The following is a 17,098-nucleotide window of genomic DNA, read 5'->3' as shown; positions in this document are numbered from 1 at the left end:
GCTGACCGCGTGACCATCCGCCTCTACGACTCCCGCGAGCAGGCGCTCGTCGACTTCGTCCCCCTCGAGCCCGGCCGGGTGGGGCTGTACGTCTGCGGGCCCACCGTGCAGTCGTCGCCGCACATCGGCCACCTGCGCAGCGCGCTGGTCTACGACCTGTGGCGCCGCTGGTTCACCTACCGCGGCCTCGACGTCACCCTGGTGCGCAACGTCACCGACATCGACGACAAGATCCTCGCGCTCTCGAGCGGCACCGACGAGGAGTGGTGGGCGCGCGCCTACCGCTACGAGCTCGAGTTCACCGCGGGGTACCAGGCGCTCGGCGTGCTGCCGCCGACCTACGAGCCGCGCGCGACCGCGAGCGTCACCGAGATGCAGCAGATCGTCGCGACGCTGATCGAGCGCGGGCACGCCTACGCCGCGCCCGACGGCTCGGGCGACGTGTACTTCGACACCGCGAGCTGGCCGAGCTACGGCGCCCTGACCAACCAGGGCCTCGACGACATGGCCCCCGCGGCCGACGCCGACCCGCGCGGCAAGCGCGACCCCCGCGACTTCGCGCTCTGGAAGGGCGCGAAGGCCGACGAGCCCGCCTCGGCGAGCTGGTCGTCGCCGTGGGGCGACGGCCGGCCCGGCTGGCACATCGAGTGCTCGGCGATGTCGAAGCGCTACCTGGGCAGCGCCTTCGACATCCACGGCGGCGGCCTCGATCTGCGGTTCCCGCACCACGAGAACGAGCTGGCCCAGTCGACCGCGGCCGGCGACGCCTTCGCGCACCACTGGCTGCACAACGGCCTCGTCGCCGTCGACGGCCAGAAGATGTCGAAGTCGCTCGGCAACTCGATCTTCGCCGCCGACTTCCTCGCCCTCGCCCGGCCGGTCGTCGTCCGCTACTTCCTCAGCGCGGCGCACTACCGCTCGACCATCGACTACCACGACGGCGCGCTCGTCGAGGCGGAGGCCGCGCTCGACCGCGTCGAGACGTTCCTCTCCCGCGCCGAGCGCCGTCTGGCCGACACCCGCTTCGCCGGTGTCGGCGCCCGTGTCGTGCCCGACGAGTTCGCCGAGGCGATGGACGACGACCTCAACGTGCCGCAGGCGATCGCCGTGCTGCACGACGCCGTCCGGTCGGGCAACGTCGCCCTCGACGACGGCGACCTCGACACGGCCGCCCGCGACCGCCAGCACGTCGCCGCCATGGTGGCCGTGCTGGGCATCGACCCGCTGGCGCCCGAGTGGCGCGGAGACGACGAGGGCGACGCGCACCGCGCGCTCGGCACCCTCGTCGAGACCCTCCTCGCCAGCCGCCAGGAAGCCAGGGCCGCGCGCGACTTCGCGCAGGCCGACCGCGTACGCGAGATGCTGGCGTCCGCCGGCGTCACCATCGAAGACACCCCCAGCGGGTCGCATTGGAGCCTCGAACAGTGAAGAACACCAGCGGAGCGAACAAGGGGCGGCCGAGCAGCAGCGCCGTCCGCAAGGGCAGCAAGGGCAAGCAGGTCGGCAGCGGCGGCCAGGGGCGCCAAGCGCTCGAGGGCAAGAAGCCCACGCCCGCCGCGGAGGACCGCCCGTACCACCCCGCGGGCAAGGCGAAGGCGGCGCGCGAGCGCCTCGACGCCGCCCGGGGCCGCGGCGGCAACGGCCCCCGCGCCGGGTCGCCGATCGCCGGCCGCGGCGGGCAGGACGCCCCGCGCCGCAAGCCGAAGAGCTCCGACGACAGCGAGATGGTCACCGGCCGCAACTCGGTGCTCGAGGCCCTGCGCACGCGCATCCCCGCCTCGACGCTCTACATCGCGGCGCGCATCGAGATGGACGACCGCACGAAGGAGATCCTCAACCTCGCGACGCGTCGCGGGCTGCCGATCCTCGAGGTCATGCGCCCCGAGCTCGACCGCCTCACGGGCCCCGACTCGGTGCACCAGGGCGTCGCCCTCAAGGTGCCGCCGTACGAGTACGCGCACCCGGTCGACCTGCTCGAGGGCTCGATCAAGCGTCGCCAGAACCCGCTCTTCGTCGCGCTCGACGGCATCACCGACCCGCGCAACCTCGGCGCCATCATCCGCTCGGTCGCCGCGTTCGGCGGCCAGGGCGTCATCATCCCGCAGCGTCGCTCGGTCGGCCTCACCGCCTCGGCGTGGAAGACCTCGGCCGGCGCCGCGGCGCGCATCCCCGTCGCGATGGCCTCGAACTTGACGCAGACCCTCAAGTCGTTCAAGGACCAGGGCGTCTTCGTGCTGGGCCTCGACGGCGACGGCGACGTCATGCTGCCGGGCCTCGAGCTCGCCGACCGCCCGCTCGTGGTCGTCGTGGGCAGCGAGGGCAAGGGCCTCTCGCGCATCGTCGCCGAGACCTGCGACGCCATCGTGTCGATCCCGATCACGGGCGCCGTCGAGTCGCTGAACGCCGGCATGGCCGCGAGCGTCACGCTCTACGAGATCTCGAAGCTGCGCGCCGAGCGCTCGTAGCGCTCGTCAGCCCCGACACAGAGGAGGCGCGGTGCCGGTCGACCGGCACCGCGCCTCCTCTGCGTGGTCACGGAAGGGACCGCGTCGGGGTCAGACCTTCGAGCGCCAGTCGTCGTCGTCCTCGGCCTCGAGCAGCTCGGCGTCGGGCAGGGTGATCGACTCGGTGGCCGGGTCGATGACGGTGCGCTCGTCACGGCGGTGCCGCAGCACGTCGTTGATGTACGAGGTCAGCGCCTCGGCGATGGGCACGTCGCGGTTCTCCTGCTGCGAGCGGTACCAGCGGTGCTCGAGCAGCTGGTGGAAGACCTCCGCCGGCTCGAGGCGGCCGCGGAGGTCGCGGGGGATGGACCGGACGACCGGCTCGAACACCCGGGCGGCCCACTCGTGCGCCACCATCTCCTCGTCCGCGTCGGTGTTGCCGGTGCGCAGCCGGTAGGCGTCGAGGTCGTTGAGGAGGCGCCGGGCCTGGTTCTCCTCCACGTCGAGGCCGGTGAGGCGCAGCAGGCGGCGGGAGTGGTGGCCGGCGTCGACGACCTTGGGCTGGATGCGCACCTGGGTGCCGCCCTCGGCCGTCTTGATCGCGAGCTCCTCGATGTCGAAGCCGAGGTCGTTGAGCCGCTCGACCCGGTCGGTGATGCGCCAGCGCTCCGAGCTGGAGAACGTCTCGCTGCCGGTGAGCTCCGTCCAGAGGCTGCGGTACTTCGCGACGATGCCGTTGCTGACGTCGACGGCGTCGAGGTTGTCGTCGAGGCGTCCGCCGGCCTCGAGGTCGAGCAGCTCGCCGGCGATGTTGACGCGGGCGACCTCGAGGTCGTTCTCGCGCTGGCCGTTCGAGAGCCCGCCCGGGTAGAGCTTGCCGGTCTCGGCGTCGACCAGGTACGCCGCGAAGGCCCCCGCGTCGCGCCGGAAGAGCGTGTTCGAGAGCGAGACGTCGCCCCAGTAGAAGCCGATGACGTGCAGGCGCACGAGCAGCAGGGCCAGCGCGTCGACGAGCCGCTTCGCGGTGTCGGGGCGGAGGGTCTGCGAGTACAGCGCCCGGTAGGGCAGCGAGAACTTGAGGTGCCGCGTGACGAGCACGGGGTTGAGGGGCGAGCCGTCGACGTCGCGCCGGTTCGTGATGACCGCCAGGGGGTCGACGCAGGGGATGTCCATCCGCTGCAGGGTGCGGAGCATCTCGTACTCGCCCCGGGCCATCTCGCCCGAGGTCTCCTTGATCGCGATCACGTAGCCGCTGAGGTGCGCGAAGCGCACCAGGTGCCGCGAGATGCCCTTCGGCAGGGCCGCGATGGCCTCGTCGGGCCACTCGTCGAGGGGGAGGGACCACGGCAGGTCGAGCAGCGCCGGGTCGACGGTGGCCGAGGTGATGTTGAGGGAGTCGCTCATGGGTCTTCTCTGGTCGGACGGCCGGGGCGCGCCGGGCGATCGGGGGTGGTCGGGGGCGGAACGGGCGATCGGCCCGCCGGGTCGCTCGGAGAGGTTCTCCTGGCGACGCGACGGGCCGATCGGGGGTGCGGGGGCTACGCGCTGACGACGGCCTTGTCGCCGAGGCGCTGGCCGCTCTCGGTGTCGAAGACGTGCACGTGGTGCGCCTGCGGCGTGATGTAGATCGTGTCGCCGAGGCCCGGGTGGTTGCGGCCGTCGACGCGCACGACGATGTCGACGCGCGCGCCGTCGACCTCGGTGTGGCCGTAGAGGTAGCCGTCGGCGCCGAGCTCCTCGACCACGTCGACGGTGACCGCGAGGCCCTCGCCGGTGGTGTTGACCACGACGTCCTCGGGGCGGACGCCCACGGTGACGCTCTTGCCGTTGGCCTGGCCGACGGTGTCGCGGTCGACCGAGGTGACGGCCGTGCCGAACTTGATGCCGCCGTCGACGACGTCGGCGGGCAGGAGGTTCATGGCCGGCGAGCCGATGAAGCCGGCGACGAAGACGTTCTGCGGCTTCTCGTACAGGTCGCGGGGGGTGCCGACCTGCTGCAGGACGCCGTCCTTGAGGACCGCGATGCGGTCGCCCATGGTCAGGGCCTCGGTCTGGTCGTGGGTGACGTAGACCGTGGTGACGCCGAGGCGACGCTGCAGCGAGGCGATCTGGGTGCGGGTCTGGACGCGGAGCTTGGCGTCGAGGTTCGACAGCGGCTCGTCCATGAGGAAGACCTGGGGCTGGCGCACGATGGCGCGGCCCATGGCGACGCGCTGACGCTGACCACCGGAGAGGGCCTTGGGCTTGCGCGAGAGGTAGGGCTCGAGGTCGAGCAGCTTCGCGGCCTCGAGGACGCGGGTCGCGCGCTCCTCCTTGCCGACGCCGGCGATCTTGAGCGCGAAGCCCATGTTCTCGGCGACGGTCATGTGCGGGTACAGCGCGTAGTTCTGGAACACCATCGCGATGTCGCGGTCCTTCGGCGGCACGTCGGTGACGTTGCGGTCGCCGATGAAGATGTCGCCGCTGTTGACCTCTTCGAGGCCGGCCAGCATGCGGAGGGTGGTCGACTTGCCGCAGCCCGAGGGGCCCACGAGGACGAGGAACTCGCCGTCGGCGACCTCGAGGTCGATGGCGTCGACCGCTGCGCGGGTCGAGCCGGGGTAGAGACGGGTTGCCTTGCTGAACGTCACGGACGCCATGATTCGTTTCTCCTTCACCGGCAGGTACGTGCCGGACGATCCGTTGTGAATGGACGGTGATCAACCGTGTCGGTCGACGATGACCACCGCGCCTCAGCATGCCACAGAACGGCCCCTGGCAGGGCCCCCGGACGGGTGGCCGGAGGGGGGTCGGGGGGATGGTGTCCGGACATCTCCCAGCGCGCTCTCCTAGGATCACGGGGGGCCGGAGGCGCGCCACGTGCTCTCCGACCCGCTCCGCCCTACCCGTCTGCCCCTCAACGACGCGACGCCCCGACCCCCGTCGCGCATCGGAGAACCGCACCCCCATGACTGAGAACGACAAGTCGCTGACCAAGAACCAGCGTCGGGCCGCCGCCCGCGAGAAGGCGCAGCTCGCCCGCAAGAAGCAGAAGCGCCGTCAGCGGACGAGCCGCTGGGTGCTGCAGGGCGGCCTCGGCCTGGTCGTCGTCGCGATCGTCGTCGGCGTCGTCCTGGTCATCACGAACAGCATCAAGCCGGCCGGCCCCGGCCCCGCCAACATGGCCAGCGACGGCATCCGCATCGGCCAGGACTTCGTCGCGCAGACGACCCCCGCGCTCGACGCGGGCGACGAGCCCGTCGCGACGGAGACCACGGCGGCCTCCGACACCGTCGACATCGTCGTCTACCTCGACTACCTCTGCCCGATCTGCGGCCAGTTCGAGGCGGCCAACAACGACTACATCGCCGGCCTCGTGTCGTCGGGCGCCGCGACGGTCGAGTACCACCCGATCGCGATCCTGACCAACAGCTCGCTGGGCACGAAGTACTCGAACCGGGCCGCGAACGCCGCCGCCTGCGTCGCGAACTACTCGCCCGACTCCTTCTTCGACTTCAACACGGCCATGTTCGACCAGCAGCCGGAGGAGGGCACGCGCGGCCTCGACGACTCGCAGCTCGCCGACATCGCCACGGGCGTCGACGGCGTGCAGCAGGCCTCGGCGATCGAGACCTGCATCGACGACCAGGAGTTCGCCTCCTGGGTCAGCGCCTCGACCGAGCGCGTGCTCGACGGGCCGCTGCCGAACAGCGACGTCGAGACCTTCCGCGGCACGCCCACCGTCCTGGTCAACGGCCAGCAGTACGACCCGAGCCTGCCGTTCACCAACGAGGAGTTCCGCAACTTCGTCGTGACCGCGGCCGGCAACAGCTACTCCGACTCGGCGACGTCGACGGCCACGCCGACGCCCGAGCCCACCGAGTCGGCCCCGGCCGAGACGCCGGCCCCGGCCGAGACGCCCGCCTCCTAGCTGCGACGCCTCCCGGGCCGACAGCCCCCGGCTCGCGCCGCCGTCAGTCGCGGCGGCGCGGGTGGGGCACGATCACGTCGATCTCCCGCACCGGCCCCGCGGGCAGGTCGGCCCGGCGCGACCGGGTCGTCGGCCGGAGCGGCAGCTCGTGCAGCACGACGTCGCGCACGGTGCCCGCGTCGAGCACGAGGCTGAGGTACGTGGCCCGCGGCTGTCGCCGCTTGTCGGTCGGTGACCCGGGGTTGAGCAGGCGCGTGCCGGAGGCGGTGGTCGAGTCCCACGGGATGTGGCTGTGGCCGAAGAGCAGCAGGTCGGTCTCGGGGTGGAGGCGGTCCGCCCGGGCCTCCCGCGCCTCCTTCTGTCCCGTCTCGTGGACGACGGCGACGCGGACGCCGTCGATCGTCTCGCGGGCCACCTCCGGCAGCCGGGCCCGGAGCTCGTCGCCGTCGTTGTTGCCCCAGACGCCGACCAGGCGTCGGGAGCGACGCTCGAACTCGTCGAGGATCGCGATGCCGGTCCAGTCGCCGGCGTGCACGACGACGTCGGCGGCCTCGACCGCCGCCCAGAGCTCGTCGGGCACGGCGCGGGCCTTCTGCGGCACGTGGGTGTCGGACACGACGACGACGGTGGTGGTCACCGGCCCAGGCTAGGCGCGGTTGACTGGGCCGGTGCGAGTCTCCGTCGTGATCCCGGTCCGTGACGACGCGCGGCACCTCGAGGCCTGCCTCCGGTCGCTCGCGCGCCAGACGCGGCTGCCCGACGAGGTGCTCGTGGTCGACAACGGCAGCACCGACGACACCGTGGCGGTCGCGACCGCGGCGGGTGCGCGCGTCGTCACCGAGCCCGTCGTCGGGATCGCGGCCGCCGCCTCCACCGGGTACGACGCCGCGACCGGCGACCTGATCGGCCGCTGCGACGCCGACAGCGTGCTGCCGCGCACCTGGGTCGCCGAGCTCGCGGCCACCCTCGAGGCCGACGGCGACGTGCTCGCGGTCACGACGAACGCCCGCTTCTACGACGCGCCCGTGGGGGCCCAGAGGCTGCTCTCGGCGGCGTACGTCGGCGCGTACCACTGGCTCGTGGGCTCGGCGCTGGCGCACTGGCCGCTGTTCGGGTCGACCATGATGATGCGCCGGTCGGCGTGGGCCGCCGTGAGCGACGTCGTGCACCGCCGCGACACGGGGCTGCACGACGACATGGACCTCGCCCTCCACCTCGGCGACCTGGCGCCGACGCGGGGTGGCCGCCTCGTCTACCGGCGCGACGTCGTGGCGGGCATCTCGGCGCGGCCGTTCGACCGGGGCGCCGACCCGGGGCTGCGGACGCGGCGCGCGCTGCGGGTCTTCGCGGTGCACGGGCGCTCGGGGGTGCCGTTCACCCGCTGGTGGCGGGCCGACCCGCTGCGCACGCGCGCCGTCTGGCGTCGTCTGCGGCCCCGCGCCTGACGGGCCCCGCGGCTCCGCCCGGCGGCTCCGCCCGGCGGCTCCTCTCCCGTCGCCCGCGTGGCTGGTGGCCCTCCGGGCCCCTCAGGTAGTTCGATGAGACGGTCGCGCACCGCGCGACGTCGTCGCACGCCCTCCGGCCGCGCACCATGACCACCAGACAGAACGACGAGGACGAACCGTGGGACTCTTCCGCACCAAGGACGCCGAGGTGGTCGAGCACAACGCCGCCGTCCAGAGCAGCATCTGGACCGACGCGTTCGGCCGCCTGGCCATCCGCAGCCTGCAGATCATCGCCGTCGTCGTCGTCGGCATCGCCGTGATCTACACCTTCCTCTCGCTGAGCCTCGTCACGCTGCCCGTGCTGCTCGCGCTGATCTTCGCCTCGGCGATGTACCCGCTGATCGCCTTCCTGCGCCGGCACCGGGTGCCGAGCCTCCTCGCCACGATCATCGCCCTGCTCGGCGTCGTGGTCGTGCTGGGCCTCGTCGGCTGGCTGCTCGTCTGGGCCGTCGAGAACCAGGCGTCGACGCTCGCCAAGTCGGCGACGGAGGGCTTCAACCAGCTTCAGGACTGGATCACCACCCTGCCGTTCTCGATCACCGACGACCAGATCGAGTCCGTGCGGAACACCGTCGTCGACTTCGTGACGAGCGCGCAGTTCGGCTCGGGCGCCCTCGCCGGCGCGAGTGCGATCGGCAGCTTCGCGACCGGACTCGTGCTGATGATCGTCGTGCTGTTCTTCTTCCTCAAGGACGGCCCGGCCATCTGGGAGTTCCTCCTCCGCCCGTTCAAGGGCGAGCAGTACGCCCGGGCCCGTCGCATCGGCGACAAGACGGTCGCCACCCTCGGCGGCTACGTGCGCGGCACGGCCACCGTCGCCGCGGTCGACGCGATCGGCATCGGCATCGGCCTCGCGATCATCGGCGTGCCGCTGGCGCTGCCCCTGGCCGTGGTCGTCTTCCTCACCGCGTTCATCCCGCTCGTCGGCGCCACCGCCGCGGGCATCCTCGCGGCGCTCGTCGCCCTCGTGGCCAACGGGCCCGTGGCCGCCATCTGGGTCATCGCGGTCGTCGTGCTCGTCAACCAGCTCGAGGGCAACTTCCTCCAGCCGGTGCTGATGGGCCGCACCCTGCAGCTGCACGGCCTCGTCATCCTGGTCGCCCTGACCGCCGGCACCATCCTCGGCGGCGTGGTCGGCGCGGTCATCGCCGTGCCGCTGATGGCCGTGGTCTGGGGCATCACGCAGGTGTGGAACGGCGAGCACCAGCCGGCGGAGATGTTCCGGAAGAAACGGCCGGAGGAAGTGCGCTAGCCCGCGAGGGCCTGCCGGAGGCGCGGTGTGCGGAGGACGCACACCGCGCCTCCGTCGTGTGCGGACGTATCTCGGGAAAAAGTCTGCACGATCTGCAGCGAGATGGTTGCGTTCCGTCAACTACGGCGTATGGTTGACGTTCAGCAACTACCTGACCAACGGCGGTCAGCGACCCCCATCTCAGAACGACCACGGAGCGCACCTTGTCGCAGACCACCACCGCCGCGGGCACGAAGCCCGCGGCTCCCCACGAACCGGGCGAAGCGCCCGGCATGAGCCACCGCGAAGTCCTCACGGCCCTGTCGGGCCTGCTGATGGGCATGCTCGTGGCGATCCTCTCGTCGACCGTCGTGTCGACCTCGCTGCCGCGCATCGTCAGCGACCTCAACGGCAGCCAGACCTCGTACACCTGGGTCATCACCGCCACGCTGCTCGCGACGACCGTCAGCACGCCCCTCTGGGGCAAGTTCTCCGACCTCACGAACCGCAAGGTGCTGCTGCAGGTGGCCCTCGTGCTGTTCGTGCTCGCGTCGGTCGCGGCCGGCTTCTCGCAGGACACCGCGACGCTGATCACCTTCCGCGTCTTCCAGGGCCTCGGCGCCGGCGGCCTCACCGCCCTGGTGCAGGTCGTCATGAGCGACATCATCAGCCCGCGTGAGCGCGGCCGGTACATGGGCTACCTCGGCGCCGTGATGAGCGTCGGCACGATCGGCGGCCCGCTGCTCGGCGGCGTGCTCACCGACACCATCGGCTGGCGCTGGAACTTCTTCGTCGGCGTGCCCGTCGGCATCGCCGCGCTGATCGTCATCCAGCGCACGCTGCACCTGCCCGCCAAGCCGAAGAAGAAGGTCGTGGTCGACTACTGGGGCGCCGGGCTGATCGCCGGCGGCGTCTCGCTGCTGCTCATCTGGGTGTCGCTCGGCGGCAAGCAGTTCGAGTGGGCCTCGGCCACCAGCTGGCTGATGGGCCTCGGCGCAGCTGTGCTGCTCGCCCTCGCCGTCGTCGTGGAGTTCCGCTCGAAGGAGCCGATCATCCCGCTCACGCTGTTCAAGAACCGCACCTTCACCTTCGCGGTGATCGCCTCGCTGAGCGTCGGCGTCGCGATGTTCGGCACCAGCGTCTTCCTCGGCCAGTACATGCAGCTGGCCCGCGGCCAGTCGCCGACCATGGCCGGCATCCTGACCCTGCCGATGGTGCTCGGCCTGCTGATCTCGTCGATGGTCGCCGGTGCGCTCATCTCGAAGTACGGCAAGTGGAAGCCCTACATGATCGTGGGCTCCATCCTCCTCGCCGCCGGCCTCTTCCTCATGTCGACCATCGAGTACGACACGAACTTCGCCGTCGTCTCGGTCTTCATGGCGATGATGGGGCTCGGCATCGGCATGGTCATGCAGAACCTCGTGCTCGTCGTGCAGAACTCCGTCGACGTGAGCGTCGTCGGCGCCGCCTCCTCGAGCGTCGCGTTCTTCCGCAGCCTCGGCGGCACGATCGGCGTCTCGGTCATGGGCGCCGTGCTCGGCACGAAGGTCTCGGGCTACATCACCGACGGCCTCACCGACGCCGGCGTCGACCCGAGCGCGCTCGGCAGCGGCGAGTCGACCACGAGCATCCCCGACCTCAGCACCGTGCCCGGCCCGATCCGCACCATCATCGAGTCGGCCTACGGCCAGGGCGTCGCCGACGTCTTCCTCATCGCGGCCCCGCTCGCGATCATCACCATCGTGTTCGTCTGCCTGCTGCCGAACGTCGAGCTCGGCACGAAGTCCGGCATCCAGCGCGCCGCCGCGGCCGGCCCCCAGGGAGGCGCGGCACCGGTCGACGGAGCCGCCGCCTCCCCGGCGACCAAGGGCGCCGCGGCGACCGCCGGGCTCGCGCCCGCGGTCTCGAGCGCCCCGGCCGAGGCGCAGCCGCGCACCGGGACCGTCGATACGATCATCGCGACCGGGGCCGCCGAGGTGGCGGGCCACCCCGTGTCCGACGACGAGCTGAGCGAGAGCCCGGTGTTCTCGTCCCTGGTCGAGGAGAAGGATGTCGCAGCCGATCGATGACGGCCAGCCGGGAGGCGCGGTGCTCGACGCCCCGCGCCTCCCCGAGGCCGACGACGAGGGCCGAGAAGGCCTGATGGCCAGCGTGGTCGACGAGATCGGCTCGCTCATGGTGGAGGCCAAGCGCACCATCGCCGCAGCGGCCTCCCGCTTCGACCCCGACGTGCCGCCGACGGCGTTCTACGTGCTGCGCTACGTGATGAAGCACCAGCCCTGCACGGCCGGCGAGATCGTCCGTGCGATGGCGATGGACAAGAGCGCCGTGAGTCGGCAGGTCGCCCTGCTGCGCGACGCCGGGTTCGTCGACGTCGTGGCCGACGCCTCCGACGGCCGCGTCTCGACGCTGCGCAGCACCGAGCGGGCCGAGGCGCGCATGCTCGAGGTCCGGCACGAGAACCGCGCCGTGTTCCGCAGCCACGTCGAGGGCTGGACGGACGACGAGCTCGCCCAGTTCTCGGGCTGGCTGCACCGCTTCAACACGCCCGCCGGCCCGCGGTAGGCGACCCGCGACTCCTCGGGGTCGACGGCGGGCGACCACGACAGCGACGGGCTGACACCGTCGCCCGGGGTCGGCGGACCCGCCCGGGGACGACGACGGCCCCCTCCCTGGTCGGGAGGGGGCCGTCGTCGTGTCGCGGGCGACTAGATCGTGGCGGTGTCGATCACGAAGCGGTAGCGCACCTTGCTCGCGACGACGCGCTCGTAGGCCTCGTCGACCTGGTCGGCGCTGATCGTCTCGATCTCCGCGCCGATGTGGTGCTCGGCGCAGAAGTCGAGCATCTCCTGCGTCTCGCGGATGCCGCCGATGTTGGAGCCGGCGAGGCTGCGACGGCCCATGATGAGCGAGCCGGCGCGGAACGACTGCGGGTTCTCGGGCAGGCCGACGAAGACCATGGTGCCGTTGAGGCGCAGCGTGCGGGCGTAGGCGTCGATGTCCATGTCGGCCGAGATCGTGTTGATGATCAGGTCGAACGAGCTCTTCAGCTCGTCGAAGGTCGACGGGTCGCTCGACGCGTAGTAGTGGTCGGCGCCGAGCTTGAGGCCGTCCTCCTGCTTGGAGAGCGTCTGGCTGATGACGGTGACCTCGGCGCCCATGGCGTGGGCGATCTTGACGGCCATGTGGCCGAGCCCGCCCATGCCGACGACGGCGACCTTCGTGCCGGGGCCGGTGCCCCAGTGCTTCAGGGGCGAGTAGGTGGTGATGCCGGCGCAGAGCAGCGGCGCGGCCTCGTCGAGGGCGATGCCCTCGGGGATCGACAGCACGTAGTTCTCGTTCGCGACGATCTGCTTGCTGTAGCCGCCGTAGGTCTCTTCGCCCGTGTACTCGCGGCCGTTGTAGGTGGGCACGTTGCCCTTGACGCAGAACTGCTCTTCGCCGGCGAGGCAGTTCTCGCACTCGCGGCAGCTGTCGACGAAGCAGCCGATGCCGACGCGGTCGCCGACCTTGTGCTTCGTGACCTCGGAGCCGACCTCGGTGACGACGCCGGCGATCTCGTGGCCGGGCACCATCGGGAAGATGGCCTTGCCCCACTCCTCGCGGGCCTGGTGGATGTCGCTGTGGCAGATGCCGGCGAAGGCGATGTCGATCTGCACGTCGTGGGCGCCGACGTCGCGACGCTGGATGGTGCTGCGCTCGAACGAGGCGCCGGCCGAGGCGGCGACGAGAGCGGGGACGGTGGTGGGCACGGGGTTACCTCCGGGGGTTGCGGGTGTCTCGCGCGCCTGTGGGCGCGCTGATCTCCGACGACGCTGTGGGGGACGACACGAGCCTAGGCGCGCCTCCTGGGGGCTGCTCCTGCCGGGAACCGTTCTCACGGGCCGGGTGCCGCGGGCGCGCGACCGCGGGCGAGTTCGACCCGCGCGGGCCAGTACGCGCGCCCGCTCGCGTCGAACTCGCCCACCGGGGCGGTCTGCTGCAGGCAGAGTCGGGGGAGGCGCGGGTCAGCCGAGCAGGCCGGCCTGCCACACGAGCGCGGCCGCCCCGACGAGCGGGCTCTCGTCGCTCAGCCCGGAGCGCACGACGCGCACCCGGCGCGCGTAGTCGTTGACCGGGGCCTCGTCGACGGTGCGGCGGACGAGGTCGAGGTAGTCGGCGCTGACGCGGGAGAACCCGCCGCCGATGGCGACGACGTCGAGGTCGAGCAGGGTGCTGACCGACGACACGGCCTCGCCGACGGCGTTCGCCGAGCGGCGCACGGCCGCGACGGCGAGGGGGTCGCCCTCGAGGTAGCCGGCCGCCAGGTCTTCGCCGCGCTCGCCCTGCCAGCCCTGCGCACGGGCCCACGCCACGACGTTCGGGCCGGAGGCGATGACCTCGAGCGTCGCCGCCGAGGCGTTCTGGCCGGCCGGGCGGTCGGCGATCTGGATCTGGCCGATGTGCCCCGCGTTGCCGGTGCCGCCCGAGAGCAGGCGCCCGTTGACGATGAGGCCGCCGCCGACGCCGGTCGAGACCGTGATGGCCAGGGCGTTGTCGGCCCCCTGCGTCGCGCCCACCCAGTGCTCGGCCAGGGCGAGGCTGACGCCGTCGAGCCTCAGCGTGACCGCGCCGCCGGGGGCGACGACGCCCGCGGTGAGCTCGGCGACCAGGTCGCGGAGCGGGAAGCCGCGCCACGAGGGGAGGTTGATGGGCGAGACCGTGCCGTGCACGAGGTCGACCGGGCCGGCGCTGCCGATGCCCGCGCCGACGACGACGTCGTCGGGGCCGACGGCGGCCAGGGCGTGCGCCACGACGTCGCGCACCGCCCCGGCCAGCTCGTCGCTGCTCGAGGCGCGGCCGGTCGGGCGGCGGTCGCGGCTGCCCGGGGCGAGCGTGCCGTCGGCGGCCACCAGGGCGGCCTCGACCTTCGTGCCGCCGACGTCGACGGCGAGAGCGTAGTCAGTCACGGCGACAGCGTACCGGGGCCCGTCGCCCGTGACGGCGGGCCTCGGTAGGCTGCCCGCATGGACCAGACCGCAGGCCGGGTCGTCGTCGTCGGCGACGCCCTCATCGACGAGATCCGCACCCCCGCCGGCTCCGACGACCACGTCGGCGGTGCCGGCCTCAACGTCGCCGTCGGCCTCGCCCGGCTCGGCGTGCCGACCACCCTGCTCGCCGCCGTGGGCGACGACGCCGACGGCGCGGCGATCCGCGCGCACCTCGCCGAGCACGGCGTCGAGCTGGTCGCGACCGTCAACCCGCTCGGCACCGGCCGCGCGGTCTCCGAGCGCGTCGACGGCGAGCCGAGCTACTCGTTCACCGAGGCAGCCGTCGCGCGGGGCCTCGACTTCTCGCCCGAGCAGGTCGAGGCGATCACCGTGGCGCCCCTCGTCGCCGTCAGCTCGTACCCGTTCGACGACGCCTGGCTCACCGAGCGCCTGCTGCAGCACGTGGGCGCCGAACCGCCGCGGCTGGTGGTCGACCCGAACCCGCGGCCCGGGTTCCTCCGCGACGTCGACGACTTCCGCGCCGGGTTCGCCCGTGCGGCCGCCGTCTCGCTGCTCGTCAAGATCGGCTCCGACGACGCCGAGCTCGTGGCGGGCACCTCGCTCGAGGGCTGGCAGGAGGCGCTGCTCGCGTCGGGCGCCGGGGCCGTGCTGGCCACGCGGGGCGCTGACGGAGCCGACCTCCAGCTCGCGGGCGGCCCGGTGCTGCACCGTGACGTGGCCGTCTCGGCGGGCGAGGTGGTCGACACGATGGGCACGGGCGACGCGACGTTCGCGTCGATCGTCGCCAGCCTGCTCGCCGGCACGAGCGGTCCCGGCTCGACCGACTGGGCTGCCGCGCTGACCGACGCCATGGCGGTCGCCGCCGCCACCGTGCGCGCGCCGGGGGCGCTGCTGCGCCGCCCCGGCGACGTGAGCTAGGGGCGCGTCAGTCCCGCGCCTCCGCGACGGCCCGGGCCTTGCCCGACAGGTACCAGTGCGACCGCGCGCCGGTCTCGACCGGCTGCATGCCGACGACGACCTTGCCGCGGGAGTGCTTCTCGGCGAGGTCGTCGAACGCCTGCGCCACCGCGTCGAACGGGTAGAAGCCCGAGATGAGCACTCGCACCTTGTTCTCGGCGATCAGCTTGGCGAGGGCGCCGAGGATCATCGCCGGCTCGGCGTCGTCGCGCTCGGCCGTGATGAAGCGCACCTCGACGTCGAGGCGGTCGTCGCTCGAGCTGAACCGGCTGGCCGGCACGCCGAGGGCGGTCGCGAGCTCCGGGTTGTCGCCGCCGTGGTTGTCGATGAACGCCGTGACGGGGCGCGTCACCGCCGCCTCGATGCGCTCCTGGATGCCGTCGCCGTAGGTGATCGGGATCACGCCGATCGACCGCAGGTAGTCGTGGTTGCGGGGGCTGCAGGTGCCGATCACGGTCGCTCCCGCGGCCTTGGCGAGCTGGCACTCGATGTGCCCCACGCCGCCGGCCGCGGCGGTCACGACGACGACGTCCTCCGCGCCGAGGTGCAGCCCGCGGACGATGTCGTAGGCGGTGACCCCGGCGAGGTAGAGGCCGCCGGCGACCTCCCACTCGACGTTCATCGGCTTCTTGACGACCGCCGTGGCGGGCACGGTGACCCAGGTCGCGTGCGCCCCGCCGCCGATCGAGTGGCCGAGCACCTCGGCCCCGATCGCGAGGTCGCGCACCGCGGCGCCGCGCTTCTTGACGATGCCCGCGAAGCAGGAGCCCTGCCGGGCGGGGAACTCGAGGGGGAGGCGGTCGACGAAGTCGCCCTGCCGGATGAAGTTCTCGATGTGGTTGAGCCCCGCCGCCACGACCTCGACGACGACCTCGTCGTCGGCGGGGACGGGGAGCTCCTGGGCGACGAAGTGCAGCTCGTCGATGTCTCCGTACCGGTCGAACTCGACCGCCTTGCCCGAACGTGCCATGTCGTGCCTCCTCGCAGCGTGCCCTGAGTCTGCTCCGACCGGGGGACGACAGGTCGGGAGCTGGCTGGGAGTTCTCACGGAGCGGCCAGTGGTCGTCGGCCGGCCGGCGACGCGCACGGCCTCAGCGTGGTCGCGGGTGCCGGCCCGCGCCTCCTACAGCTGGGCGGCGGGCACGCTGAAGGTGTCGCAGGCCCCGGGCCCGCCGGCGCGCCCGGCCTCGAACCAGCGCTGACGCTGCTCGGCCGAGCCGTGCGTCCACGTGTCGGGGTCGACCTGGCCGCTCTGCGCCTGGATGCGGTCGTCGCCGACAGCGGCCGCCGCGTCGAGGGCGTCGGCGACCTGGGCGTCGGTGACCGGCTCGAGGAAGGTCGTGCCCTGGTCGTCCTGGATGGTGGAGGCGGCGCCGACCCACGCGCCGGCGTAGCAGTCGGCCTGCACCTCGAGCCGGATGGTGTCGGAGCCCGGCCCGGTCGCACTGCGGTCGGCCCGGTCGAACGCCCCGGTCAGCTGCTGGATGTGGTGGCCCCACTCGTGCCCCACGACGTACATCTGGGCGAGCGGGCCGCCCGTCGCGCCGAACTGCTCGCGCAGCTGCTCGAAGAAGTCGGTGTCGACGTAGAGGGTCTGGTCGGGCGGGCAGTAGAACGGGCCGGTCGCGCTCGAGGCCGAGCCGCAGCCCGTGTCGACGGCGGCCGTGAAGAGGGCGAACTCGGGCGTCACGTACTGCGCGCCGAGCTGCGGGGCCGCGGTGGCCCAGTAGGTGTCGAGGGAGTCGGCGGCGCCGGCCATGCGGCACTGGACGTCCTCGTTGGCCTGCGCACCGGTGGTGCAGTTCGCCACGCCCTGCTCGCCGGACTGCGCACCGCCGTCGGAGCCGGTGCCGCCGCCGAGCACGCCGCTGACGTCGACGCCGGTGAACTGCCCGATCAGCACGACGATGATCACGCCGACGATGCCGACCCCGCCGCCGGCGACGCCGATCGTGCGGCCGCGGCCTCGCCGCGTGACCTTGCTGCTGTCGATGCGGGCGTCGTCGTTGAAGGACATGGCTCAGAAGCTACGCGACGGGGGAGCCCGCCGCCCGCCAGCG

General features: G+C 72.5%; 14 protein-coding genes and 1 pseudogene. 8 read left to right on the top strand and 7 right to left on the bottom strand.

Going from position 1 to position 17,098, the window contains the following annotated elements:
- The first annotated feature begins 9 nt into the window (after positions 1-9).
- Positions 10-1,428, top strand: a complete 1,419-nt coding sequence (gene cysS, locus IFT72_RS09725; protein ID WP_192046269.1) for a cysteine--tRNA ligase — start codon at positions 10-12, stop codon at positions 1,426-1,428.
- A complete protein-coding gene (rlmB, locus tag IFT72_RS09720; RefSeq protein WP_056057046.1) occupies positions 1,425-2,465 on the top strand; it encodes a 23S rRNA (guanosine(2251)-2'-O)-methyltransferase RlmB in 1,041 nt (346 codons plus the stop codon). Before cysS ends, rlmB begins: the two co-directional genes overlap by 4 nt.
- 90 nt (positions 2,466-2,555) lie before the next feature.
- Here the strand turns inward: rlmB and IFT72_RS09715 are convergent, their stop codons facing one another.
- Both IFT72_RS09715 and IFT72_RS09710 read right to left on the bottom strand, forming a co-directional pair.
- Complete coding sequence (locus IFT72_RS09715) at positions 2,556-3,848, bottom strand: DUF4032 domain-containing protein (RefSeq protein WP_192046268.1); 1,293 nt, start codon at positions 3,846-3,848, stop codon at positions 2,556-2,558.
- Between the two features lie 134 nt (positions 3,849-3,982).
- Positions 3,983-5,083 (bottom strand): ABC transporter ATP-binding protein, encoded by a 1,101-nt coding sequence (locus IFT72_RS09710; RefSeq protein WP_056057042.1) that lies wholly within the window; start codon positions 5,081-5,083, stop codon positions 3,983-3,985.
- 308 nt (positions 5,084-5,391) lie between these two features.
- Here IFT72_RS09710 and IFT72_RS09705 point away from each other — a divergent pair, with 308 nt between their 5' ends.
- On the top strand, positions 5,392-6,354 hold the full coding sequence (locus IFT72_RS09705; protein WP_167260176.1) for a thioredoxin domain-containing protein: 963 nt from the start codon (positions 5,392-5,394) through the stop codon (positions 6,352-6,354).
- 43 nt (positions 6,355-6,397) lie between these two features.
- Here IFT72_RS09705 and IFT72_RS09700 read toward each other — a convergent pair whose 3' ends face one another.
- A complete protein-coding gene (locus IFT72_RS09700; protein ID WP_192046267.1) occupies positions 6,398-6,991 on the bottom strand; it encodes a YfcE family phosphodiesterase in 594 nt (197 codons plus the stop codon).
- A gap of 31 nt (positions 6,992-7,022) precedes the next feature.
- On the opposite strand from IFT72_RS09700, the gene IFT72_RS09695 reads away from it, so the two are divergent.
- The 4 genes and pseudogenes from IFT72_RS09695 to IFT72_RS09680 all read left to right on the top strand — a co-directional run.
- Entirely contained in the window at positions 7,023-7,799 is a 777-nt protein-coding gene (locus IFT72_RS09695; RefSeq protein WP_056057039.1) for a glycosyltransferase family 2 protein, read from the top strand.
- Positions 7,800-7,977: 178 nt separating this feature from the next.
- Positions 7,978-9,111, top strand: a complete 1,134-nt coding sequence (locus tag IFT72_RS09690; RefSeq protein WP_185233682.1) for an AI-2E family transporter — start codon at positions 7,978-7,980, stop codon at positions 9,109-9,111.
- A gap of 272 nt (positions 9,112-9,383) precedes the next feature.
- Entirely contained in the window at positions 9,384-11,159 is a 1,776-nt protein-coding gene (locus IFT72_RS09685) for an MDR family MFS transporter (RefSeq protein ID WP_167261332.1), read from the top strand.
- Positions 11,140-11,481 (top strand): annotated as a pseudogene (locus IFT72_RS09680) (MarR family transcriptional regulator); the annotation flags it as partial. The gene IFT72_RS09685 and the pseudogene IFT72_RS09680, both read left to right, overlap by 20 nt.
- Positions 11,482-11,798: 317 nt before the next feature.
- On the opposite strand, the gene IFT72_RS09675 reads toward IFT72_RS09680, so the two are convergent.
- Positions 11,799-12,842 carry an NAD(P)-dependent alcohol dehydrogenase gene (locus IFT72_RS09675; protein ID WP_167260167.1) on the bottom strand — a complete coding sequence of 348 codons (1,044 nt, stop codon included), beginning with the start codon at positions 12,840-12,842 and terminating at the stop codon, positions 11,799-11,801.
- 255 nt (positions 12,843-13,097) lie between these two features.
- A complete protein-coding gene (locus IFT72_RS09670) occupies positions 13,098-14,039 on the bottom strand; it encodes an ROK family protein (protein WP_056059020.1) in 942 nt (313 codons plus the stop codon).
- A 57-nt stretch (positions 14,040-14,096) separates the two neighbouring features.
- Here IFT72_RS09670 and IFT72_RS09665 point away from each other — a divergent pair, with 57 nt between their 5' ends.
- Entirely contained in the window at positions 14,097-14,999 is a 903-nt protein-coding gene (locus IFT72_RS09665; RefSeq protein ID WP_192046265.1) for a carbohydrate kinase family protein, read from the top strand.
- A 7-nt stretch (positions 15,000-15,006) separates the two neighbouring features.
- On the opposite strand, the gene IFT72_RS09660 is transcribed toward IFT72_RS09665, so the two are convergent.
- A complete protein-coding gene (locus IFT72_RS09660; RefSeq protein WP_192046264.1) occupies positions 15,007-16,008 on the bottom strand; it encodes an NADP-dependent oxidoreductase in 1,002 nt (333 codons plus the stop codon).
- Between the two features lie 153 nt (positions 16,009-16,161).
- On the bottom strand, positions 16,162-17,055 hold the full coding sequence (locus IFT72_RS09655) for a neutral zinc metallopeptidase (RefSeq protein WP_056057026.1): 894 nt from the start codon (positions 17,053-17,055) through the stop codon (positions 16,162-16,164).
- Positions 17,056-17,098 lie beyond the last annotated feature (43 nt).

The organism is Frigoribacterium sp. CFBP 8754 (assembly GCF_014841815.1).
GTDB classification, from domain to species: domain Bacteria; phylum Actinomycetota; class Actinomycetes; order Actinomycetales; family Microbacteriaceae; genus Frigoribacterium; species Frigoribacterium endophyticum.
The sequence above is the reverse complement of the archived record's forward strand: the minus strand, read 5'-3'. Positions and strand labels throughout refer to the sequence as shown.

Coding starts and splice junctions, on each gene's coding strand:
- IFT72_RS09715 (WP_192046268.1), bottom strand. CDS start 3,848: ATGAGCGACTCCCTCAACATCACCTCGGCCACCGTCGACCCGGCGCTG.
- IFT72_RS09710 (WP_056057042.1), bottom strand. CDS start 5,083: ATGGCGTCCGTGACGTTCAGCAAGGCAACCCGTCTCTACCCCGGCTCG.
- IFT72_RS09705 (WP_167260176.1), top strand. CDS start 5,392: ATGACTGAGAACGACAAGTCGCTGACCAAGAACCAGCGTCGGGCCGCC.
- IFT72_RS09685 (WP_167261332.1), top strand. CDS start 9,384: ATGAGCCACCGCGAAGTCCTCACGGCCCTGTCGGGCCTGCTGATGGGC.
- IFT72_RS09665 (WP_192046265.1), top strand. CDS start 14,097: ATGGACCAGACCGCAGGCCGGGTCGTCGTCGTCGGCGACGCCCTCATC.
- IFT72_RS09660 (WP_192046264.1), bottom strand. CDS start 16,008: ATGGCACGTTCGGGCAAGGCGGTCGAGTTCGACCGGTACGGAGACATC.
- IFT72_RS09655 (WP_056057026.1), bottom strand. CDS start 17,055: ATGTCCTTCAACGACGACGCCCGCATCGACAGCAGCAAGGTCACGCGG.